This window comes from Sporomusa malonica, from assembly GCF_900176355.1.
GTDB lineage: Bacteria > Bacillota > Negativicutes > Sporomusales > Sporomusaceae > Sporomusa > Sporomusa malonica.
The window spans coordinates 37,990-57,940 of record NZ_FWXI01000003.1; the positions used below are offsets into that span (position 1 = coordinate 37,990).

The 19,951-nt window shown below is 45.2% G+C and carries 29 protein-coding genes; 3 read left to right on the forward strand and 26 right to left on the reverse strand.

The features are described from left to right. Positions 1-147: 147 nt before the first annotated feature. Both B9A22_RS03830 and B9A22_RS03835 read left to right on the forward strand, forming a co-directional pair. Positions 148-588: a hypothetical protein gene (locus B9A22_RS03830; RefSeq protein ID WP_084574398.1), complete on the forward strand. Its 441-nt coding sequence runs from the start codon at positions 148-150 to the stop codon at positions 586-588. Between the two features lie 220 nt (positions 589-808). Next, on the forward strand, positions 809-1,210 hold the full coding sequence (locus B9A22_RS03835) for a hypothetical protein (protein ID WP_084574399.1): 402 nt from the start codon (positions 809-811) through the stop codon (positions 1,208-1,210). A 294-nt stretch (positions 1,211-1,504) separates the two neighbouring features. On the opposite strand, the gene B9A22_RS03840 is transcribed toward B9A22_RS03835, so the two are convergent. The 21 genes from B9A22_RS03840 to B9A22_RS03930 form a co-directional block, all read right to left on the reverse strand. Further along, the gene (locus B9A22_RS03840) at positions 1,505-1,954 is read right to left on the reverse strand and encodes a hypothetical protein (protein WP_084574400.1); all 450 of its coding nucleotides are present in this window, start codon (positions 1,952-1,954) and stop codon (positions 1,505-1,507) included. Between the two features lies 1 nt (position 1,955). Next, positions 1,956-2,741: a hypothetical protein gene (locus B9A22_RS03845; protein WP_139796155.1), complete on the reverse strand. Its 786-nt coding sequence runs from the start codon at positions 2,739-2,741 to the stop codon at positions 1,956-1,958. A gap of 32 nt (positions 2,742-2,773) precedes the next feature. After that, positions 2,774-3,127, reverse strand: coding sequence for a hypothetical protein (locus B9A22_RS03850; RefSeq protein ID WP_084574402.1), 354 nt, complete (start codon positions 3,125-3,127; stop codon positions 2,774-2,776). Then, positions 3,114-3,887 carry a hypothetical protein gene (locus B9A22_RS03855; protein ID WP_139796157.1) on the reverse strand — a complete coding sequence of 258 codons (774 nt, stop codon included), beginning with the start codon at positions 3,885-3,887 and terminating at the stop codon, positions 3,114-3,116. Before B9A22_RS03855 ends, B9A22_RS03850 begins: the two co-directional genes overlap by 14 nt. A 9-nt stretch (positions 3,888-3,896) precedes the next feature. After that, entirely contained in the window at positions 3,897-4,574 is a 678-nt protein-coding gene (locus B9A22_RS03860; RefSeq protein ID WP_084574404.1) for a hypothetical protein, read from the reverse strand. A gap of 37 nt (positions 4,575-4,611) precedes the next feature. Then, positions 4,612-5,646: a hypothetical protein gene (locus B9A22_RS03865; RefSeq protein WP_084574405.1), complete on the reverse strand. Its 1,035-nt coding sequence runs from the start codon at positions 5,644-5,646 to the stop codon at positions 4,612-4,614. Between the two features lie 481 nt (positions 5,647-6,127). Further along, positions 6,128-6,301: a hypothetical protein gene (locus tag B9A22_RS25235; RefSeq protein ID WP_176215381.1), complete on the reverse strand. Its 174-nt coding sequence runs from the start codon at positions 6,299-6,301 to the stop codon at positions 6,128-6,130. A 379-nt stretch (positions 6,302-6,680) separates the two neighbouring features. Beyond that, positions 6,681-7,391 (reverse strand): L,D-transpeptidase family protein, encoded by a 711-nt coding sequence (locus B9A22_RS03870; protein WP_425441369.1) that lies wholly within the window; start codon positions 7,389-7,391, stop codon positions 6,681-6,683. A 132-nt stretch (positions 7,392-7,523) separates the two neighbouring features. Then, positions 7,524-7,778, reverse strand: coding sequence for an SHOCT domain-containing protein (locus B9A22_RS03875; protein ID WP_084574406.1), 255 nt, complete (start codon positions 7,776-7,778; stop codon positions 7,524-7,526). A 27-nt stretch (positions 7,779-7,805) separates the two neighbouring features. Further along, positions 7,806-8,039 carry a hypothetical protein gene (locus B9A22_RS03880; protein ID WP_139796158.1) on the reverse strand — a complete coding sequence of 78 codons (234 nt, stop codon included), beginning with the start codon at positions 8,037-8,039 and terminating at the stop codon, positions 7,806-7,808. Between the two features lie 291 nt (positions 8,040-8,330). Continuing rightward, entirely contained in the window at positions 8,331-8,534 is a 204-nt protein-coding gene (locus tag B9A22_RS03885) for an SHOCT domain-containing protein (RefSeq protein ID WP_084574408.1), read from the reverse strand. A 194-nt stretch (positions 8,535-8,728) separates the two neighbouring features. Beyond that, positions 8,729-9,346, reverse strand: a complete 618-nt coding sequence (locus B9A22_RS03890; RefSeq protein WP_084574409.1) for a class I SAM-dependent methyltransferase — start codon at positions 9,344-9,346, stop codon at positions 8,729-8,731. A gap of 128 nt (positions 9,347-9,474) precedes the next feature. Then, a complete protein-coding gene (locus B9A22_RS03895) occupies positions 9,475-10,077 on the reverse strand; it encodes a DUF2231 domain-containing protein (protein ID WP_176215382.1) in 603 nt (200 codons plus the stop codon). 204 nt (positions 10,078-10,281) lie between these two features. Then, positions 10,282-10,758, reverse strand: coding sequence for a hypothetical protein (locus B9A22_RS03900; protein ID WP_084574411.1), 477 nt, complete (start codon positions 10,756-10,758; stop codon positions 10,282-10,284). A gap of 148 nt (positions 10,759-10,906) precedes the next feature. Continuing rightward, entirely contained in the window at positions 10,907-11,071 is a 165-nt protein-coding gene (locus tag B9A22_RS25240) for a hypothetical protein (protein WP_176215383.1), read from the reverse strand. Between the two features lie 318 nt (positions 11,072-11,389). Beyond that, positions 11,390-11,572, reverse strand: a complete 183-nt coding sequence (locus B9A22_RS03905) for a hypothetical protein (RefSeq protein ID WP_084574412.1) — start codon at positions 11,570-11,572, stop codon at positions 11,390-11,392. A 298-nt stretch (positions 11,573-11,870) separates the two neighbouring features. After that, positions 11,871-12,131 carry a hypothetical protein gene (locus B9A22_RS03910; RefSeq protein ID WP_084574413.1) on the reverse strand — a complete coding sequence of 87 codons (261 nt, stop codon included), beginning with the start codon at positions 12,129-12,131 and terminating at the stop codon, positions 11,871-11,873. Between the two features lie 121 nt (positions 12,132-12,252). After that, positions 12,253-12,540 (reverse strand): SHOCT domain-containing protein, encoded by a 288-nt coding sequence (locus B9A22_RS03915; RefSeq protein WP_217805870.1) that lies wholly within the window; start codon positions 12,538-12,540, stop codon positions 12,253-12,255. A gap of 178 nt (positions 12,541-12,718) precedes the next feature. Next, positions 12,719-13,822, reverse strand: a complete 1,104-nt coding sequence (locus tag B9A22_RS03920; protein ID WP_084574414.1) for a sensor histidine kinase — start codon at positions 13,820-13,822, stop codon at positions 12,719-12,721. Further along, positions 13,815-14,513, reverse strand: coding sequence for a response regulator transcription factor (locus tag B9A22_RS03925; protein ID WP_084574415.1), 699 nt, complete (start codon positions 14,511-14,513; stop codon positions 13,815-13,817). The genes B9A22_RS03920 and B9A22_RS03925 overlap by 8 nt, the downstream gene beginning before the upstream one ends. A gap of 208 nt (positions 14,514-14,721) precedes the next feature. Further along, on the reverse strand, positions 14,722-16,056 hold the full coding sequence (locus B9A22_RS03930) for an HD-GYP domain-containing protein (RefSeq protein WP_084574416.1): 1,335 nt from the start codon (positions 16,054-16,056) through the stop codon (positions 14,722-14,724). Between the two features lie 158 nt (positions 16,057-16,214). On the opposite strand from B9A22_RS03930, the gene B9A22_RS03935 reads away from it, so the two are divergent. Beyond that, a complete protein-coding gene (locus B9A22_RS03935) occupies positions 16,215-16,865 on the forward strand; it encodes a GGDEF domain-containing protein (protein WP_176215384.1) in 651 nt (216 codons plus the stop codon). A gap of 69 nt (positions 16,866-16,934) precedes the next feature. On the opposite strand, the gene B9A22_RS03940 is transcribed toward B9A22_RS03935, so the two are convergent. From B9A22_RS03940 to B9A22_RS03955, 5 genes are all read right to left on the reverse strand, one after another. Continuing rightward, positions 16,935-17,489 carry a LemA family protein gene (locus B9A22_RS03940; RefSeq protein WP_084574418.1) on the reverse strand — a complete coding sequence of 185 codons (555 nt, stop codon included), beginning with the start codon at positions 17,487-17,489 and terminating at the stop codon, positions 16,935-16,937. Positions 17,490-17,711: 222 nt separating this feature from the next. Next, on the reverse strand, positions 17,712-18,353 hold the full coding sequence (locus tag B9A22_RS03945; protein WP_084574419.1) for a methyltransferase family protein: 642 nt from the start codon (positions 18,351-18,353) through the stop codon (positions 17,712-17,714). Further along, complete coding sequence (gene lgt / locus B9A22_RS03950) at positions 18,353-19,177, reverse strand: prolipoprotein diacylglyceryl transferase (RefSeq protein WP_084574420.1); 825 nt, start codon at positions 19,175-19,177, stop codon at positions 18,353-18,355. The genes B9A22_RS03945 and lgt overlap by 1 nt, the downstream gene beginning before the upstream one ends. Before the next feature lie 20 nt (positions 19,178-19,197). Next, positions 19,198-19,338, reverse strand: coding sequence for a hypothetical protein (locus B9A22_RS25245; RefSeq protein WP_176215385.1), 141 nt, complete (start codon positions 19,336-19,338; stop codon positions 19,198-19,200). A 168-nt stretch (positions 19,339-19,506) separates the two neighbouring features. Beyond that, positions 19,507-19,944, reverse strand: coding sequence for a GerD family protein (locus tag B9A22_RS03955; RefSeq protein ID WP_084574421.1), 438 nt, complete (start codon positions 19,942-19,944; stop codon positions 19,507-19,509). Positions 19,945-19,951: the final 7 nt, after the last annotated feature.

Sequence of the window (19,951 nt, forward strand, 5' to 3'; positions counted from 1 at the left end):
ATCTTTTAGAAACATAACAAAATTCATTAAAACTTCATATTCATTTGCTATAATTTAGATAGTTCATTTGCAAAAGTCCAATACAATCTCCAACAAACAATACCATGCAACGAAGCCCAGCATAGCACAGAAAGGCGGTGAATTCTCGTGGGATTACTCAATATAACCGAAGACTTGGTGTTAGGCGGCGTAAAGAGTTTAGATCAAGCCTATAGAGAAACAAAAGGCGCATTCACTTCTGCTAAAAGCAACTTTGCAAGCGTGCGCAACAATCTGGAAGATGTATATAAAGAATATGCTCCCTGCGCCAAGGAGGTGTTAATAACGGGCCGTGCTAAAGCCGAAGATATCTACGAAGCGGGCAGTGCTCGTGCACAGGAAGTATTCGAGCAAGGCAAGGCCAAAGCTGGCGACTTCTACGAACGCAGCAAAGAAGCATACGATGACGCTAGACTACGCTCCCGAGTCAGAAAGTACACTCCATCCGATAACGCTGATGATTATATCGACGTTACTGCGGAACCTACCGGTGGCGCAGCCTCCAGTGCCTTCACAAAAAATCGCCCAGGCGCAGGCACAAGCCACTGACAACGATTTCTTTCCGCCTAGATTCAGGGAATGCACCCCATACCAAAGTGCTGCTAGAGCTATATATCTGACTTTGACGAAACCAGTGCTACTCCAGTGATTACCCCTTTACCGATATTAACAGAAATATCGATTATGTAATTTTAAATATATAATTACGAAATATTTTGTGTGCGTTATTTTGGATCCAATAAGTCGCCAAATAAAGGAGGAGCAAGGCATGCAGATTCCAGGTTTTTCTGGTATGTTAAGTATGTCTGGTATGTCACATAACTCAGGAATGACAGGAATGGAACGTATGACTTGTCATAGCCCCCAAACTAAAAGAGCCCCCATTCAAGTCCAGTCGTCCTTTGCAGCCGAATTATCGAAGTCAGAAATTCCTTATGAAGAAACAAAAGACGGTACTAGCCAAGTTAACAACTCCTTGGCTAGTGTTCAAATCTATGGAAATTCAGAGAAAGTCGCTATCAACTATGCTGTATCATATCGCAATATTAATACATATGCTCCTGTTAGTACAGCTTTAGCAAGCAGTGTATATATGACATCACAAACCCTAAATTATGTAGTTCCCCTTAGCTCAACTCTAGATTTGCCCAGTAAAAATAACGAGAGCTAAATATACTGATTAGCTTCATCAGTGAATCTGAGTATATTGCGCTTTTGCATGTATCAGTTGGTGAGCATTGACTGCGGCAACAAAGGCCAGACCTATAAAATGGCAGCTTCCTCAACTGCAATAAACATAAAATAAGTATACGTAACTCCTGTGAATATACCTTATGAAAACCTTATTAATATCTTATAAGTTTTCTCTCAAGCTTATCTCGCGTAGTGTTCATTTTACTACATAGAAAAGACAAAGTCGCTTCCTAGCCCATAAGCTTGGAAGCGACTATCTGTGTTTTTAATATTAATGGGCCATAATTTTATTCGGAGCTTCTGTCATAAGCCTTCTTATATTCTCTACTTGTTTTTCAACTGCCGCCTTATCAGGTGTGGGTTTGTTGACTTCACTATTTAGAGCCGTAATGGCTTGACTTAAGCGATCTCGAAACCCTGTATCCGAAAAATGTGATGACAGGCGATTATTGAGGGTAACCAGATTACTTGCCGAAGGTCTGGCTTCGGTAAGCTTATTGGCTTGTGACTTGGCGGTCACATCATCAAGCGCTTGATTCATTTGCGCCATAATAGGATTGGGGTCTTCCATATTGGCCATGTTAGCCATATTATGCTGCGCTTGTTGTCCGCCGCCCTGCTGCTGAGCTGGAGGAGTTGCCGGCGTCTGGCTCTTTTGACCACTGCAACCAGCTATCACTAGTAGGCTTGCTAAACAAGCGGCCAGAAACGCTTTATTCATACTACATCATACCCATACCGCCGCCAGAGGAACCACCCGACGAGCCGCCACTGGAACCGCTTGACATGCTACCGCTAGAACCGCCACCAGACATGTTCATCATACCCATGCCACCGCCACCTTGCATATTACCCATACCGCCACCACCTTGCATACCCATGGGCATACCCATCATGCCCATACCGCCGCCTTGCATTGGCATTTGGCTTTGCATTCCCATATTACCACCTTGCATGCCCATTGGCATTTGACCTTGCATACCCATTGGCATTTGGCCTTGCATACCCATTGGCATTTGGCCTTGCATACCCATATTACCACCTTGCATGCCCATAGGCATCTGCCCCATAGCCATTTGGCCCATCGGCATACCATACTGCATTCCCATTGGCATACTGTTGACAGGTACCATAATGACCGGCACCATCATGCCACCGTTAAATCCAGCATTACCATTCGGCATTTGCATGTTACCAGCAAAACCGGCATTCATACCTGGCATCATCTGACCGCGGCCATACGACTGGCCATACATCGATTGTTGATTTGGAGCTAGCAGACCAACAACAGCCATTAACAGCAAGATACCCAGAAACGAATACAAGGCATATCTGAGCCACGGATTGTTTTCCATAAAATTATATCCTCCCTTAAATTTTGTAGTGTAATTCGTGTTGGAAGGCGCGGTATCCGGCTTGCCTAGCACGCCAACCACGCCGTGAGCTAAATAATTAGCCCCTGCGCCCAGCGCTACTACCAGCAAGGCGATCAGGAAAAACATATACATCGATCCCAGGAATCCCAGACTGCTCAATACATTCACCTCAAGTGCCACACAATTAACAAAAATAGAGTGATGGACAAAATAAACGGTGTAAGGAAAAAAATGATGTTTGTGGTAAAATCATGCACCCACCGCAGATATCCGCCCTGGTCATGCATGTTCTTGGTCATGGTTTGAGCCATTTCCTGCTTCCAGACCAGGAGATCAGAGAGTGTGATATTAGATGCATGCATCATGCGCATCATATCACCCATGCTTTGCCCCATCATCTGGGTCATCATGTTACTCGTCTCAACCTGATGATTTTGCCATACATTGAATAACGCCAAGACTATCACCAGCAAAAATATAAAGGAGAGTTGCCAAAAGGGAAGTTTAACTCGATCCATTCGATTTCGCATTCCTCCATACCAGGTAAGCTGCCAAAACAAACGCTATTACCAATAAGTTGGTAAAGAGAGGTACTGACATCTCTACTACTCCGCCTTGCCCACCAGAGTCCATCGCCGCTATGCCCATCAGTGAATTTTTCATGGCTTGCATCATGCCGGCCATGAACGCCTCAACCTGCTGCTTACTAGGGTCAGGCCCACCGACCGATATCATGATAACTGCCACAGCAAAGAAAAAGGCAGAGGCAATAAACCATATTGCTACCTTGAACCATTGCTGGGTCATCAGATTACCCGACGTTTGCTGTTTTGGCCAAACAAAAGCGTGTGCTTTCTGGTACATATGCCATACTAAACTAGCCAGTACAATATAGGTCAGTTTTTCGTGCACAAACATAGCAAACGCCAGAGCAGCCTTGTTGCCATGATGGCTTTTCCACAAGATAATGCCGGTGACAATAAACAGAAGGGTTGTCAGTAGAGTGAATAATCCATACTCTTGTCTACCAAATATTCCCCAGCCTAAATCACGCTGACTGTCATCTTTAAGCACCCGCGCCAACTCCTGTCCAAGGGCAAGGAAGGCTAGCAATATATAGGGAACGGCGATTACCCTGTGGACAAAGTCGGCGGTAGCAATATCGTAGTTAAGCAACCAACCATAGCGGGCACCGATCATAGCCAAGCCGCTAATTGTAAGCACGGCAAAAACAACAGTCAACAGCCAATGCACAACAAATTCCAGTTGAAGTTTCACGGTTACCAACTATTTCCCTTCGCGTTTATCTCCCGGTTTATTACCATTTGGGTTAAAAGAAGGCGGCGAAGACAGTTGTGCCGGCGGTTCTGCTTGAATTGCGCTGGCACCATTTACTTGTTGGCTACCTTGCTCGTTATCAAATTGGGCTTTCAAATACTGCACCAAAGCCACCGTCAAGGTGATAACAAGGGCCAGCATTAACAGCTTAACTAAGAACCCAATGAGCATAAACAGCATAACCTGTGGTGACGCACCATACCCGCCGCCAGACTGCAGACCATTAAAGAGCGCCGTAATAAAGTATAAGCCAAACACAACGGCGAGCACGACGGCCATAGTTCTAAGCACCGGATCTTGATTAACATATTCCATGGCCTTGGACGACTTTACAAAACCGTCCGGCTGGTTGATGAATTTGCGGATGCCCATAATTAACCCGGCAATCAGCGCAAACACCAAAACCAATACTAGCAGATGCATGAGAAACCCGATGAGCCCAGGGATTAAACTACCGAAGAAGGCTCCTCCTCCATAGCCGCCTGCAGCCCCCATATGACCTGCATTATTGCCAGCATAACCGGTACCGCCGAAATTACCGCCAAATAAGAAACCGAAGACCAGCAGCCCCACAAAGACAATGAGGACTACTCTTAAAATGGGATCCCCTTTTGTCGTATCACCCATACTGTCCCTTCCTTTCTTTTTAATTTATGGTAAATGATTACTGGGAGGCTTTCACATCATTAATCAGCCTCTTGATGAGAATCAAGACCCCCAGCACCATACCAAACGCAATGATAATAATCGCTAGATTAAATATCCAGGAACTGTCTCCCCCAGTCATCGACCCATGCTGCTGCATGTTGGTCATGGTATTCATGCCAGCCATGCCGCTCATACCGGCCATGGAGTTAGCCGGCATTTGCACCCTAGCCTGTCTGGCCTCAAAAGCGATTTGGGTCATTTGCTGGTTCAAATCGTCACTCAATCGACTCAAGATGAGTGCACTACGTGCCAATTCAAAAATTCCCTGATGCAGCTGCTGCATCTTTTGGGTATTATACACATACCCATCAGCAGGAGCATACGGGTTTACGTTGGCCATGGCTACCGATTCCTGGAGCAGTCGGTTGGCCTGAACCAGTTTAGCCCGGTTCTGCTGAATCAGGTTGTATCTGACAACATAGGTGTCAGCCGTAGGGGGATTGGCTTCAGGCATAACACTCTGGTCGGTTAAATCGTTATTGAGTTCGTTAAGCAGCATCATGGCCTGCGAAAACTTAAAGATGCCGTTGTGCAGCTGCTCTAATTTTGTTTGATCATACACAATATTGCCAGTATTGGGCGGAAAATCCCGCCGCTGGCTGCCTGGATTAATGTTAATGGTTACACCGTCGCGCGGGGGGATAGTAATAGCACCTGTGCCACCACTATCCCGCGCCGGCGGGGTTGTCTGACTGGGTTGGGTAATCTGGGAATACGGATCATTAGTTATGAGCTCCATCGCCTGATTCAATATGGTAGTGGCTTGTACCAACCTGTCTTTATTCTGACTGGCCAAATTATTGAACGGACTGGGCGGCATCACATTTCCACCCTGCATGCCAGGCATCTGATGCCCGCCATGGCCGCCACCAGGAGCCATATTGGCAAAAAACTGGGACACATATGGAATCTGAATCCCCATCATTTGTGCGCCGTATAGCGCCACACCAGCAATTAATACAACAACAACGAGAACGAACAGGAACCTCATTACATCAACTCCAACTCATGGTTTCAAGGTTAATATGACAACATTTCCTTGGCTTTATGCGTTTTTTTTCAACAGCCACATACTTTCGACAGAACAGCAACAAACCGGGCCTGCGCCCGGTTATAAAATCTTTCGCTTATTGGCTTTGAACTTCCCACATGTTTAAATCCTATAAGGACAAGAACCAAGTGAATAAACTCGCTTCCGTAAGTGGATTGCCAAATTTCAGGGCGTAGCCACCAAGTACAAAATCACTATCTGGTGCGAAACAAAATATGTTTGTCAGAGCGTTTGTGTACTCGTACCCTGTGCCGGCTAATCGCTTGAAACCATGCTACTCATCATAAAGAAAACACGGCTTACGCCGAGCCTTTAGCGAAAGTGGAAGCCGATGTTGCCCTTATCCAGAAGGAAAGTTTACTTTCTGACAGGATAAAAAATACAGACTCAAAAGAGTCTGTATTTTTTGTTGTTTTCTGAATTAGGCAGAAATATCAACTGCATGTCCTTTATGGGGTTCGACGGACTTTGCCAAGTCAGTTGCTACAGGCGACTCCTGAACGGTAGCTTTACTGTTAGCAGCGGTTTTTGTTGCTTGTTGCCCATGATGCGCACCATGCATTCCTGACATTCCTGACATTCCTGATATTGCCATAATGTGTTCCTCCTTTTGCCGTGATGACTTGAGTGAGCAGCTTTGTTTTCGGGGATATTCAGTTGAGGTTGTTCTGTTTGCTGACTTGCATTAGTGCTAACCACGTTGCTCTGTAACGGCTTCAGCCGCACAAGCGTTATGTACAGGTAGCCTATAATACAGTTGCCGTAAAGAAGCCGCCCCCTTAAACAAAAGACCAGTTTTGACAAATACTTGTTTGTTATCGCCTTTTGAGCGATTACCTAATTATACTAATAAACTATGAAGTTCGTATGAAGATCTTGTGAATTTCTTATGTTATTTTTGTGAATTTCTAATGAACAAATTATGATTTTTTAGCTACTAGATTTTCTTCTATATTAAAATCTACAATGACCTTTCAAATCTGCAGGAGGTTAACGAGTCCATTATCTACAACACCAGTGGGTTGTAGATTGTTGGCTTCCTGGTACTTTTTAACTGCGTCCTCGGTGGCTTTGCCAAAGATTCCATCCGCCCTGTCAGAAAGAAAGCCCATGTCTTTTAATTTGCGCTGCAGGAGCACTACATCTTGCCCTGACATCTTATGTTTTAATTCTCTCTTGACTTTGTTTATCGGCCCCTCAATGCGAACTATAGTTCCTATCGGTACCCACTCAAATAACTGTTCTACATCGCTGTTTCGCATACGGATACAGCCATGACTTGCGTACTTGCCAATAGACCACGGCTTATTGGTACCATGTATGCCATAAATTCCCCATGGTACGTTAACGCCCATCCATCTTGTACCAAACCCGGTTCCCCAGTTATAATCCTTCCAGACCACCTTCCAGTCCCCTATCGGTGTAGGGGTATCACTTTTGCCCACCGCAATTCGGTACTTTTTATATAATCCGTTACTGTCATAGAGTTCAAGTACACGCTCAGGTATCTTTACAATTATATTCACTTCTCCCTGCGGCGGTTGGCTAGGCTGTGTTTGAACTGCGGCAATAGGTTGACTTTCCAGTGGGTCTTCCGCCAGCAAGTTAACAATTGGTAATAACACTAACAGTAATGCAATTGAAAACAACCTGAATCCATTTATCGTTACCATAGGCAAACGCACTTTTATTCAGCCCCCTAGATTTAAATAGGCCAATCGCATTATTGATGATATGCAGGTAGTTCCCCAAATATGACAGTACATAAAAGCAAACAGCGCCGTTATTCACGACGCTGCTTGCTAAGTTGCTTCTTATTACAAAGAGCGTAACTCTTCTTTTATAGCGAAATATTCTTCCCGGCTTATTTCGCCATTGGCATACCGCCGTTTGGCGATTTCCGGGGAATTGGCTACAGGTTTTGGTTGGCCAAACTTTTCCCCGGCCAAGTCCCACGCCCAGCGTATAAGATAGGCGAAACCTACTATCACTAGCCCCCAGAAAAGCAATGAAGCCAACATAGATAATAGGCTTCCTAAGTAACTGCCTGGATATCCTCCCCAATAATACATATACCATCCCTCCGTTTAAATTTATATTTATATACAGCTGCTGGAACTCATGCCCATCGGCATTTGACTTATGTTCGTGTAACCCATCGGCATTTGGCCCATGTTCATGTTGCCCGCCATTCCACCTTGAACTGTATTCATGCTCAGCGCCGGTAAAACAGCTGAGGATACAATCATGAGCAGCAGCAAGCCGAAGAAAGAGTACACCGCATACCGAAGCCATATGTTCTTACCCATCTTTTCTACCTTCCAAATACCCACAGTTACACCGTTATCACCAGGTGGGCAATGCTACCGACAATTGACAGTCCATCATATCCATAGCCGGCATAGGAATACATCGGTGTTGTGTAGTGACCCATATCCTTCCTCCCTTTCTAGCTTGAATTATCTCCCGTACTTGTATTATAACAATCCAATATGAATAACCTATGAAGATTGGCTAAATTTTGCAATATTTAACCGCTTTGGGTGAGAAAAAAAATTACCCAGTAAATTTTTACTGGGCAAAAAAAACACATATTCAGTTACTTCACAGCCTAATGGTTATTGCTAAGCCCCAGCCAATTCTTGCTTGATCAAAAGATACTCATCACGGTCAAGTTCCCCGCTGGCATAACGACGCTTGGCCAGTTCAAGAGCATCTAACTCGAATTTCGGAAGTCTCAGTTTATGCCCATAAGCCTCCCATGCCCACCTAGCTAAGTAAACCGCACCTGCAAGCGTAACCACCCATAATAGTAACATTATAATCATACCCAAACCTCCTAGTATATCTAGTTAAAACTTGGCCGATATTGGAGACGCTCTGGATCCATGTACCCATGTAAACGCCACCGTCCTGCCGTTACATTTATTGTATCAAGTCTATGTGAATATCTCATGAAGGCTAGATGTAAATCCTGTGAAACTTTACTCGTTATTAAAATTGCAGTTGTTCAAAAACCGATTCAGACTGGCGATGCCACAATAAGCTTGATTATTTTACCTGAATACTCCTCAAGCGAATACGGCTGTATGCCTGCCATATTGATGTTCTTTACTGTTTCCCTATTAATATTCGAACCAATCATATGTAAGGCTAGCGGGTTAAGGACATCCATTAACCACCCCAAAACTGGGTTTTCACTGCGTACATGCTCAAGCAGAACGATGCGCCCACCTGGCTTACACACTCGTTTAATCTCTTTTAAGCCTAGAACCGGATCGGGTACAGAACAAAAAACGCAGGTAGCAATCACAGTGTCAAAGGAATTATCGGGAAAGGTCATATGTTGAGCATCCATCTCTAAAAGAGTAACAGGCACCCTGGCCTTTGTTAGTTTTTGCTTGGCTTTATTTAGCATGCCTTGACTAAAGTCAATCCCTGTCACTTGGCAACCAGGTAAGTAAAATTCAAGATTGGCGCCGGTGCCTACCCCCACCTCTAACACCTTGCCTGTAGCTTGCTCAACAGCCTTACGGCGAAGCTTAACCGGAATCATTTTGTCCATCCAGTCGTAAAATGAGGACGTCCGGTTATACCTTCTACGAATGGTATCGGTTTGGCTTTCCGATATTTTAGTCATGATAGTCTACCTCCTAGAACGTGTATATCCGTTATTCATTATCCCCGCGTCAGCTCCCAGTCAAACAATGTCTGACCTATGTTCTATGTAAATGAGCCAGCCGAGTCACCGGCTGGCCTTAACATGGTTTAATGGGTATGAGAAGCTCCATCACTATGTACATGAGTCTCACCCGATTTGGGGACGCTAGGTGCACTGGGATGGGGCACCGTTGATGTACTGTTAGGTGCGGGGGCTGGTGGGGAGTGATGATGTTCTGAGTCTTCGCCATGGCTATGTTCATGTACTCCAGTCTCTTGTGGTACAGCCACCACCCCGACACCGAATTCATAAACCAGACGCCCGCCCAGATGGGCACCATAGGCCATTGAGCCTACGGCCAATACGCCAATAGCGAAATAAATAACTAACTGACTTACCGTCCCAGGCAATAATGTTTTTCTTATACTACGCCAAACCAACATTAGACCAAAAAGAACTGCGGCGGCATACTCAATATTTTTATGCCGCTCCATAATAGCATGAGACACATCATTATGACCAGCCGTGTTTTCTGCATAAATTCCTGAGCCAATGGCAACGGTTATAGACATAACGCCTACCAGTAGACACCACCAGCCAACTCCGCGCAGCGAGTCTTTTTTTAGGACTACACTTACTATGTCAAACAAAAAACCGATTAACAGCAAAGCAATAGGAAAATGTATCACTGCAGGATGAAGGTTTTGCATATAATGACTCCTTTTCATTATAATTGATATGGTTGTTACGCTCTATAGTCCAAGCTATTCTTCCTGCACCCTTAGCCCCCTCCCAATTAAAGTAGCATGAGCCATTTCATTATACACAATGAATATGAATTTTTAATGAATATGCGCGGTATTTGAAGCGTCAAAAAAAGCCAGCCATGAGGCTGACTTTTTCTACTTTATGCGTTATTCAAGCACTTCTACTTGCTTGGCCACTACAACAGGAGCAGTTGCCACTGTGTTTTTCGGTTTAAACATCTCCCATAGACCCCTTACCAAGAAAACAGTGCCGCCAATAAGGAGTGCCCAGAACAGCAGTGTTATTGCAATGCCGGCCAGATTACCCAAGATAGATTCAAACCCGGAACCAGGTATCATACCTGGCATGTTGGTCATACCTCCATTGTTGGCCATAGCCATGTTCCCCATTTGGTTGTACGCACCCGCGCCATGATTCATGACACCCATACCTTGGTTCATGCCATTCATGCCCATGTTCATACCTTGGTTCATACCATTCATGCCCATGTTCATGCCTTGATTCATACCATTCATGCCCATGTTCATGCCTTGATTCATGCCACTCATGCCCATGTTCATACCTTGGCTCATGCCTTGACTCATGCCTTGGCCACCACCCATGCCATTCATCATCATCATCATGCTAATAACCTCCTTATTCTTTACTATCGTAATCGATGTGCCTTATGATTTAAGTATAACAAACTTAAATGAAGATCTTATGAATACGAGATGAACAAATTATGTAATTTCCGCTGTAATCTTTATGCTGAAATATCGACTGTCTTACCTAATCTCGGATCGATACTAAGCTGCTTGGTGGCACTATCCGATTTTTTTCAGTTGCCGCTGTATTTTTGCCAGCAGTCATCTGGCTATGCTGAGACCCGCTGCACCCGGACATACCTGCCATGCCACCTGCTGAACCACCTGCTGAAACACTTGACATATTCATTTTCGTATTCCTCCCGTTTTTTAAGCTTGGCCAGACATTCCCATCCGCCTATATATATTGTAACAAATCAATATGAAGATCTAATGAAGATAGCCCTGAATTTCTAACAAAAGAATATCTCCCTTTTTTCGCAAAAAAAAGCCGGGAGATATTCCCGGCAAGCTGCTCTCCATGGTGGGAGTGTAAATCAATTGTTCATTACTGAGGGTTGTATTTAGTATACCAAATAAAAATGAAGATTTAATGAAGATTGTTTGAGAAAAGAAAAAAAACGAAACCCCTTGCCTCTGGCAAAACGGTTTCGTTTTTTGTTGAATCTTAGTGGTGACCGCTATGCTCGTTTGACTGATTATTGCCATCAGCAGGCGGCGGTACTTGTTGCTCATTTTGCTGGGTATTGGGTTGCTCAGCAGCGAGTACAATCGGCGAAACCATCCCGGAGGTTGCTACAAATGCTCCCAGCATTAGTGCGACTACTAGCTTAGATACCATCTTATTCATACGATCCAGCTCCTTTTAATTGTAATGATATGTAGGGCTTAGGTAAGACTCCAACATTTACTTAGATAAATATTACCACAACAATGTGAATAAGTTATGAATTAGCTATGAATATTTTGTGATTTTGCATCCTTCTATTCGTTGCTGTAACCCGATAAAGGTCAGCGTTCAACTTTTGCAAACCAAAATCCCCCCAATACCGACACATACAAATAAGTACCAACTAGCATGAAAATAATGCGGCCCTGTCAGCCAGAACCGCAATCTCTGTAGCACGTTAAACCTTATTTGTCAATCATTATGGCCTGATATAGGGATTGTACATTGGCACAGAATGCCCCCCCATATATCGGCCATGCACTCCCATATGCCCAGAACAACTCCAACCTGAGCCGTTAGTAACCATGGCAGACGTAGTGCCTGGTGGTACAACACCATATCTGGCTCCGTACATACCATAGCGGGGAGTAGTGGCGTCAAGTATAGCGGCTACAAGTAAAGCCCCCAACAAAAAGTAAGCCGCCTTTTTAAGCCAAGGATTAGTAAACGAATTAGACATACTAAGCATGGCCCCCCTTTTTTTTATAATCATTTCTATGTTTACTTTATTCTACCATAGTATAGCTATAAAAAAACAGCGCCTTAAAGGACGCTGTCTTTTTATAGCTATACTTCTGCAGTTAAGCCAAATCTTGTTTAATACATTCAAATTCTTCACGACTGATTTCGCCGCGAGCATAACGCTGTTTCAGTATTTCGAGAGCTGAGGTAGTTGCAACAGGCGCTGCCGAAACCAGACAGGCAGATTTACCTGATACAGCTTCCATTAGCCACCTCATTAGAAAGTATAGCCCCGCCAAGAGCAGTACCCAATAAAGCAGGCTAAACATGCTATGGAAGAATCCGCCAAACAGTGAAGTGCCGTAACCGTAGCCCTGCCCTGCATAACCCATCATGCCATAACCCATACAGTACACCTCCTTATCGTTAGTCGAGTAGAACACAATTGTACGCCGCCGTCTTACACCCCCACTCACCAAAAAATAATGGAAGCCTTATCAATATTATAGCAAACATTTATGAATAACTTGTGAATTCTTAAATGTTAAAATAACATTTCCATAATATTGTTTTGGCGCCAAGTCGTTACCGCTCAGTAATATAAGGTAGATATACAAAAAACGTGGTTCCTGTGCCCTGTCCACTATCGACCATAACTTTACCACCGTGGAATTCCACCAATTGCTTCACAATCGCCAGTCCCAGACCAGAGCCGCCGCTTTTACGGTCCCGGGATTTTTCTCCGCGGTAAAAATGGTCAAAGATGTGGGGAATATCGTCAGGCGCAATACCTGGCCCGTTATCACTGACAGCAATTTTTACCCACTGCTGACCTTCCTTTTTCTCTAATCCTGTTGTTACCGAAACTTTGCCCCTATCTGGGGTATATCGTAGCGCGTTAACAAAAATATTGCTAATTACTTGACTAATCCGGTCAGGGTCGACGTTAATCTCAGGCAATTTATCATTTAAATTACACTGGACAACCATTTTCTTTTCGTCAATCGTTGTTTTCATGAGTTGGATTGTACGGCGTATCAGATAGTTAATATTGGTTGGCCGCTTATCCAGGGAAAGTTGCCCAACTTCAGCCAAGGACAAGTCTTTAAGGTCAGTAATTAGGCGATTGAGCCGAATGCTTTCCTCATGTAACGATGCCACTTCTTCTTTATTCATGTCAATCACATCATCTAGCATGCCTTCCAGATGTCCTTTGATAATAGCAATAGGAGTACGTAATTCGTGAGCAATATTGGCCAAAAGCTGCTGCCTTAATTTCATATTGCTTTCAAGAGTTGTGGCCATCCGATTGAATATATTGGCTAAATGTCCCACCTCATCTTTTGAGGAAACGGGTACCCGTTGCTCAAACCTCCCCTGTTCAATAGCCTCGGCAGCAATGCTAAGTCTACGTAGGGGTACGGTGATACTGCGTGCTAAAGAATAGCTTGCCAACAGCCCTAGCACAATGAGTATGGCCCCGACCCAGTTTAGCGACCTATGAACAGAGGCCAAAAATGCCAATTCAGCTTGCCCCATGTGATGCATCATGCCGCCGCGCCCCATAACCAGCAAATACTCCCGAAAGAGCTGATTCATCTGATAATCGGCAAGATAGATTAGTAGTACCACAGTAAAGGCCACAAACAAAAACATGAGGCCAGTAATCCGGTAGACAATGCTATTCATCCTTGGCCACCCCTGCTAATTTATAGCCCATCCCATAAACGGTCTGAATATACACCGGTTCTTTAGGGTTGGCCTCCAACTTGCGCCGCAGGTTCTTAATATGGGCATCAATGGTTCGTTCGTACCCCTCGAACGTGTACCCATGAACTTGTTCGGCGATTTGGAGGCGGCTGTACACCTTTCCCGGGTTGGTAGCCAGCAGTTCTACGATCTTAAATTCGGTGGGTGTTAGCTCCACCACTTGGCCGTCTCGGCTTACCTGGTAAGAATCCATGTCAATTGTCAAACCACCAATTTTAATGGCCTCTTTGCGTAAAACGGCTCTGTTGGTACGCCGCAATATGGCTTTGGCACGGGCCACCACCTCTTTGGGACTAAAAGGTTTAGTGACATAGTCATCGGCACCCAGCTCCAAGCCAACCAACCGGTCACTTTCTTCATCGCGGGCAGTAAGCATAATAATCGGGATATCATTATCTTTGCGCAGCCGCCGGCATACTTCCCAGCCATCAATGCCAGGCATCATCAAGTCAAGCACCAGAATATCAGGCCGATGGTCGCGCACAGCCATTAACGCATCAATGCCATCAGCCGCCGTATAGGCGATAAACCCATCCTTCTCAAAATATATTTTTAACAATTTTACCAATTTAGCATCATCGTCCACTAGTAACACTGAATTTTGCACCATTGTATTACCTCCTCGTTTACCTTTGTGACTCCTATTACTGCAATGTAAAATATAGTTTAGTAATTACTCATGTGTTCCCTAATTACCACCAGTATACACTTTTAATATGAAGAACTTTTGAAGAAACTATGAAAAACTTATGTAAATTGAATTTTACTAACCAGAAAATCAGAAAAAGGGCGGCCCTTTGCCGCCCTACCTATTACGCCTAACTAAGACCATATGTACTTTTCACAAATGCGCCCACTACCTGAGGATCAAACTGAGTGCCAGCACAACGACGAATCTCTTTCAGCGCCACCTCTTCCGGCATACCTGCCCGGTACGGCCTATCTGAGACCATGGCCTGATAGGTATCAGCCACGGCAATGATACGCGCTCCTAAGGGGATAGCTTCTCGGGACAAGGCCGCTGGATACCCCTCACCATCCCAGCGGGCGTGATGGTGTCTTACACTCTCGGCTACCGCTTTAAGGGCAGGAATACCAGCGATAATCTTAGCGCCGGTTTCAGGATGCTGCTTAATAATGGCCCACTCCTCTGCATCCAGCCTGCCTGGCTTGTTGAGTATGTGATCAGGAATGCCTATCTTGCCAATATCATGGAGTAGCGCCGCAATCCGCAAGGTTAATAGCTCGTCCTCAGCAAACCCAAGCTCGCGTCCAATGGCCTCCGCGATATTTGCAACCTGGGAAGAGTGCCCATAGGTATAAGCGTCCTTGGCTTCCAAGGCCGTGACCAGCGATTCAATCGTAGCCATCATCAAACTTTCCCGTTCGCCATGTAAGGCCGTGGCCAGACCATTAATCCGGGCAGCAAGCAGGGAGACTTCGTCGCTCCCCTCTACTCTCAGGTGAATATCATGCTTGCCGGCCGCAATTTGATCGATGGCTAAATCAAGCCTCTGAATTCTAGCGGCGAAATTCCTAGCAAGAAACCAACTGCACACCCCGACTACGGCTACCGCTCCGAATGCGACTAGAAACACCCGCTCGGCAAAATGACGGGTATCATTGGCCACGGCTGCTGCATCTACCTCAAGCGCCAGCCAGGCCACCGTTCGCGCGTTGGCCCTTACCGGGGCATATACAGTGACAGTACCGTTTTCACCATTTTCTGTTACCACCGAGCGGTTGGTATCCCAAAAAGTAACTGACTGGTCATAGTGTATCGTGCCAGTTTGCCGCCCGGTCTCATTCCGGGCATCCCATTCACTCCGTACTACCAACTCGTTCTCTAAACGCCGCAGCAGAAATACTCTGGCAATATCTTGACTGTTTTTGCCAATCGACTGTAGAAGATGTCGCAGCCGACTGTCGGCTGTCTCCTCCGGCACCTGTCCGATAAGCTCCAACTGGGCCTCACCGGCAACATGCATGACAGCCATGTTGGCCGTGACGATCAGGTCACGCTTTAATGTATCCAAATGATTGGTGCGCATATGTAAAAACAGGGTATATGAGATAGCCATAGTAATAATGGCCGAAAGTAAAAAAAATGCTGCGAAAAGTTTGGTCTGCAAAGAAAACTTTAACGTTGGCAACGGAAAACGCCCCCTTCAATGGACAAGCAACAACACAAAGATCTATCTAGAGCCTTTTAAAAATATATAGTCAGCTCCGAGGCTGTACAGTATAATAAAATCACATCCTGGAATATTTAGGGCAAAGGACTGTGATTATGTACAAACACCGCACTATTATGTTAAAAAGTCTTCCCGTCATCTTAGGTATTCTCGGCCTATTATTCGGACTAAGCTGTTACCTTTTGGAAAAGCACGCTATTAGTAATGAGTGGCACTATTTTTATTGGGCCATTTTTTTTGTTATTCAGGCAATTGTCGGAATAGCCTACGGCCTACTGATCCGCAAGCTCTACCATTTCGTCTATACTGACAGCTTAACCCAGCTATGGAACCGCAAGTATTTTTTTGAAACACTAAAGCAAGAATTGCGGCCGCCAAATGCTAATAATGACGGCTTCCTCTGTATGCTTGACATGGATAATTTCAAGTGTATCAACGATACGTACGGTCACCAAGCAGGCGATGATGCACTCAAAACCCTTGCCGTGGTATTGCAAAAACACACAAATCCCACCGATGTTGCGGCTCGGCTGGGCGGAGACGAGTTCGCCCTCCTTCTGCGAGATGCCACGCAGGAGACCGCCTGTACCACGGTGGAAACCATCCGACAAACAGTAAATTCAAAGCTTGCCAAGTATAATTCGACCGTCAGTATTGGGATAGTCTCCAGCACAGCAGCCACTAGCAGTGATAAGTTACTAGCTCTTGCTGATGAGGCTCTGTACCAGGCAAAAGTTCATAAAGATTGTATTGTATTTTCAAAATAACAATCCAAAGCAGTAAGGTTATAGGCCCGGCAATTGCCGGGCCTTTCTGTTTCGCTAACCAATCAAACACTAAAACTTAACCTGTGGTACCTGTTTTGCGCCCTCATCGGCTTTAAAATACTCTTTGGGGCCAAACCCCATCGGGCCAGCAATGATACTGGTAGGCAGTGAGCGGATAGCCGTGTTGTACCCTTGGACGCTTTCATTGTAATCTTTACGGGCAACTGCTAGACGATTTTCTGTTCCTGCTAGTTCGTCCATGAGGGCCCGAAAGTTCTTGTCCGCTTTTAAGTTAGGGTAGTTTTCCGATATTACTAGCAGCCGACTTAAAGCCGAACTCAGTTCGCTATTGGCCTGTGCTTTAGCAACAGGGCCTTGGGCACCGCCCAATTTAGCCCTCGCATCGGCTACTGCCTGTATAGCTTGCTGCTCATGACCGGCATAGCCTTTTACCGTATTAACCAGGTTGGGAATCAAATCGGCCCGGCGTTGAAGCTGGTTTTCGATTTGACTCCACTTGCCATTCACGTTCTCGCTCATGCCAACTAAGTTGTTATATCCCGAGAAAATACTAACTGCTATAACCGCTACAACCGCCAAAACAATCCATACCGTTTTATTCATAGTCGTTCCTCCTTACGTGTTCTTGCTAACAGCCACTCTATATGACCGAGAGCCAAGCTGCTCGAACTTATTCTATGACTTCAGTATACACTATAATTATGAAGAAATTTTGAAGAAGTCATGAAGAAATTGTGATATTTTTTAAAGACACACTAGCAGAGTATTATTATGCCCTGAGTAAAAAAGCCTAGCTGTAAAGCTAGGCAAAAAATATAGTGTAACCTATGAGGCTTTACTCATCCCTGAACGACTAAAAGGAATAAACCCTGGGGTAACTGCCGCATAACTGGCATATTCCTCACCGAATTGTTCCAGGGCGTCCTTTTCTTCCTGACGCGCCAGCCACACATACATACGGATAAGTACCGGATACATTAGGACCGTAAGCAGTGTCGGCCATTGGATTAAAAAGCCGGTCATGACAGCGATAAACGCAATATACTGGGGGTGGCGTACATAGGCGTACGGTCCGCTAGTCGCAACTACGCCCTTACGCTGGGCTCGATATAAGAACATCCAGGTAAACCCAAGAAAAATCAACCCGCCAGATATCAGGAGATCGCTAACTCCGTGTATAGGGTTACTATGCGGGTCACCGGTAAACCCAAGCAGCGTATACCAAAGATGCCCGTTGTCGTGGGAAAAGATATCCAGCTCCGGATAATGGCTTCCCAGCCAACCTGAGAGCAAATAAATTGTCAGGGGAAAACCATACATCTCAGTAAACAACGCCACAATAAAAGCCGAAAATGTACCAAAGGTACGCCAATCTTTAAATGAACGCGGTCGCGAAAAACTAAACGCAAAGACAATAATAATCAACGAGTTGATTATTACTATCGGCCATAACCCGTAATGTGCCATTATTCCCTACACCCTTTCGCTTTTTTTCTATCCAAGTTCCTGATATGACCTACTTCCCGAATAACTTCCTTAGTCTGGGTCGCACACCAAGCCCACAGCAAACCGGCCGCCAGTGCCGTGAGTAAGGCCGTTAGCTGCGCAGCCTTGAGTCCGCCGATAAGGAGGCTATCTGTCCGCAAAAACTCTAAACCAAACCGAGCCAGTGAATACAGTACAAAATAGGCTAGCGCCACCTGACCGTCAAATTTCTTGCGCGGAAATAAATACAGTAATACCCAGAGAATGAACACATCAAGCCCAGCCTCAAACAGTTCGGCCGGCACAAGCGGCACATTCCCCCAGGCCGCGTATGCCGGAGTTCCCGGCTGATAGACCACACCATACCAGGCATCGGTAGGTTTGCCATAGGCATCGCCGTTGAACAAGCACCCAATACGTCCAATGGCTTGACCCAGAATGAGCGCCGGTGCGCCAATATCGACAAACCGCCTAAACGATAATCCCTTGCGGGGAAAATACCTGAGTGCCAGTAAGACATTGGCTATGACCGCTCCCTGTATGGACAGGCCCCCTTCCCAGAACATCAGGGCATGCAGCGGATTGGCAGCATATTGTTCCCAAGAAAATGCAACCTCCCACAGCCTGGCCCCCAAGAGTCCGGCAAATAAGCCATACACTACATACTCTTGCAGAATATCTTCGGTAAATTCACTGTTTTTTCCCAATCGTGTTGCCAGCCATAAACCAGCTAATACGCCTAAAGCCACCATAAGGCCCCAGGCACGAACTTCGAATTCGCCGATAGTAAATAAGATTGGCTGCAAAATAACTTCCTCCTACCGTCTTAATAATGCATAACATAGGCAATCGCCACTGCGCTTACTATCCTTGCTCCCCACTTTAATACTTTAAGAATTATCTTTTGTCCTGGTGTATATGTTTCTGTATCTCCTGCCTTAGGCAGTTCCGGTTTATTTTGTTCCATTGTAATTCCCCCTCGCCCTGCACAACACTTATCGTCATAATCATATCATTTAGTTTTGAAGAACCTGTGAAGACGCTGTGAAGAAATTGTGTTTTTTCATTTAAAATAAGCAGCCCTCCACCAGTCGGAGGGCTGCTTGCGCAATGTGGTTTATTGTCGGGCTCGACTTTATCCGTGATGACCACTATGGGCGTTTGAAGGATTACTCGGAGTCTGCTCAACCTGCTGAGGGCCGCTGTGATCGCTGCTCATATCCACAGAATTCACCAAATCAGACATCATCTGATGAAAACTCATATCCTGCTGGAGCATCTGCTTCATGATTCCCTGCATCTCAGGAGTTTTCATGACGTCTTTCATCGCCTTTTGCATTTCGGGATTTTTCATCATTTCAATGCACTGTTTTTGCATTTCCGGTGTTTTCATCATTTCAGCCATAGCCTTAGGATTCAGGTTCCCCATCATAGCACCCATCTGATTTGTCTGCGTTTCACATGTCTGGGGTACTTTTTCAGCCGCTTGGGCTATCGTAGGGCTGATACCTAAACCAAACATAGAAGCGGTTACAAGACCGCCAACAACCCAAATTGCGAATTTCTTATTCATTACAAAC

Excerpts from the sequence above, each read along its gene's own strand:
- B9A22_RS03875 (WP_084574406.1), bottom strand. The coding sequence starts at position 7,778 with ATGTATTATTGGGGAGGATATCCAGGCAGTTACTTAGGAAGCCTATTA.
- B9A22_RS03900 (WP_084574411.1), bottom strand. The coding sequence starts at position 10,758 with ATGATGATGATGATGAATGGCATGGGTGGTGGCCAAGGCATGAGTCAA.
- B9A22_RS03945 (WP_084574419.1), bottom strand. The coding sequence starts at position 18,353 with ATGGCACATTACGGGTTATGGCCGATAGTAATAATCAACTCGTTGATT.
- B9A22_RS25235 (WP_176215381.1), bottom strand. The coding sequence starts at position 6,301 with ATGGCAATATCAGGAATGTCAGGAATGTCAGGAATGCATGGTGCGCAT.
- B9A22_RS03845 (WP_139796155.1), bottom strand. The coding sequence starts at position 2,741 with ATGTATATGTTTTTCCTGATCGCCTTGCTGGTAGTAGCGCTGGGCGCA.
- B9A22_RS03860 (WP_084574404.1), bottom strand. The coding sequence starts at position 4,574 with ATGGGTGATACGACAAAAGGGGATCCCATTTTAAGAGTAGTCCTCATT.
- B9A22_RS03840 (WP_084574400.1), bottom strand. The coding sequence starts at position 1,954 with ATGAATAAAGCGTTTCTGGCCGCTTGTTTAGCAAGCCTACTAGTGATA.
- B9A22_RS03955 (WP_084574421.1), bottom strand. The coding sequence starts at position 19,944 with ATGAATAAGAAATTCGCAATTTGGGTTGTTGGCGGTCTTGTAACCGCT.
- B9A22_RS03905 (WP_084574412.1), bottom strand. The coding sequence starts at position 11,572 with ATGAATAAGATGGTATCTAAGCTAGTAGTCGCACTAATGCTGGGAGCA.
- B9A22_RS25240 (WP_176215383.1), bottom strand. The coding sequence starts at position 11,071 with ATGAATATGTCAAGTGTTTCAGCAGGTGGTTCAGCAGGTGGCATGGCA.
- B9A22_RS03910 (WP_084574413.1), bottom strand. The coding sequence starts at position 12,131 with ATGTCTAATTCGTTTACTAATCCTTGGCTTAAAAAGGCGGCTTACTTT.
- B9A22_RS03935 (WP_176215384.1), top strand. The coding sequence starts at position 16,215 with ATGTTAAAAAGTCTTCCCGTCATCTTAGGTATTCTCGGCCTATTATTC.
- B9A22_RS03890 (WP_084574409.1), bottom strand. The coding sequence starts at position 9,346 with ATGACTAAAATATCGGAAAGCCAAACCGATACCATTCGTAGAAGGTAT.
- B9A22_RS03915 (WP_217805870.1), bottom strand. The coding sequence starts at position 12,540 with ATGGGTTATGGCATGATGGGTTATGCAGGGCAGGGCTACGGTTACGGC.
- B9A22_RS03940 (WP_084574418.1), bottom strand. The coding sequence starts at position 17,489 with ATGAATAAAACGGTATGGATTGTTTTGGCGGTTGTAGCGGTTATAGCA.
- B9A22_RS03925 (WP_084574415.1), bottom strand. The coding sequence starts at position 14,513 with ATGGTGCAAAATTCAGTGTTACTAGTGGACGATGATGCTAAATTGGTA.
- B9A22_RS03865 (WP_084574405.1), bottom strand. The coding sequence starts at position 5,646 with ATGAGGTTCCTGTTCGTTCTCGTTGTTGTTGTATTAATTGCTGGTGTG.
- B9A22_RS03895 (WP_176215382.1), bottom strand. The coding sequence starts at position 10,077 with ATGCAAAACCTTCATCCTGCAGTGATACATTTTCCTATTGCTTTGCTG.
- B9A22_RS25245 (WP_176215385.1), bottom strand. The coding sequence starts at position 19,338 with ATGGAACAAAATAAACCGGAACTGCCTAAGGCAGGAGATACAGAAACA.
- B9A22_RS03885 (WP_084574408.1), bottom strand. The coding sequence starts at position 8,534 with ATGATTATAATGTTACTATTATGGGTGGTTACGCTTGCAGGTGCGGTT.
- B9A22_RS03835 (WP_084574399.1), top strand. The coding sequence starts at position 809 with ATGCAGATTCCAGGTTTTTCTGGTATGTTAAGTATGTCTGGTATGTCA.
- B9A22_RS03850 (WP_084574402.1), bottom strand. The coding sequence starts at position 3,127 with ATGGATCGAGTTAAACTTCCCTTTTGGCAACTCTCCTTTATATTTTTG.
- B9A22_RS03920 (WP_084574414.1), bottom strand. The coding sequence starts at position 13,822 with ATGAATAGCATTGTCTACCGGATTACTGGCCTCATGTTTTTGTTTGTG.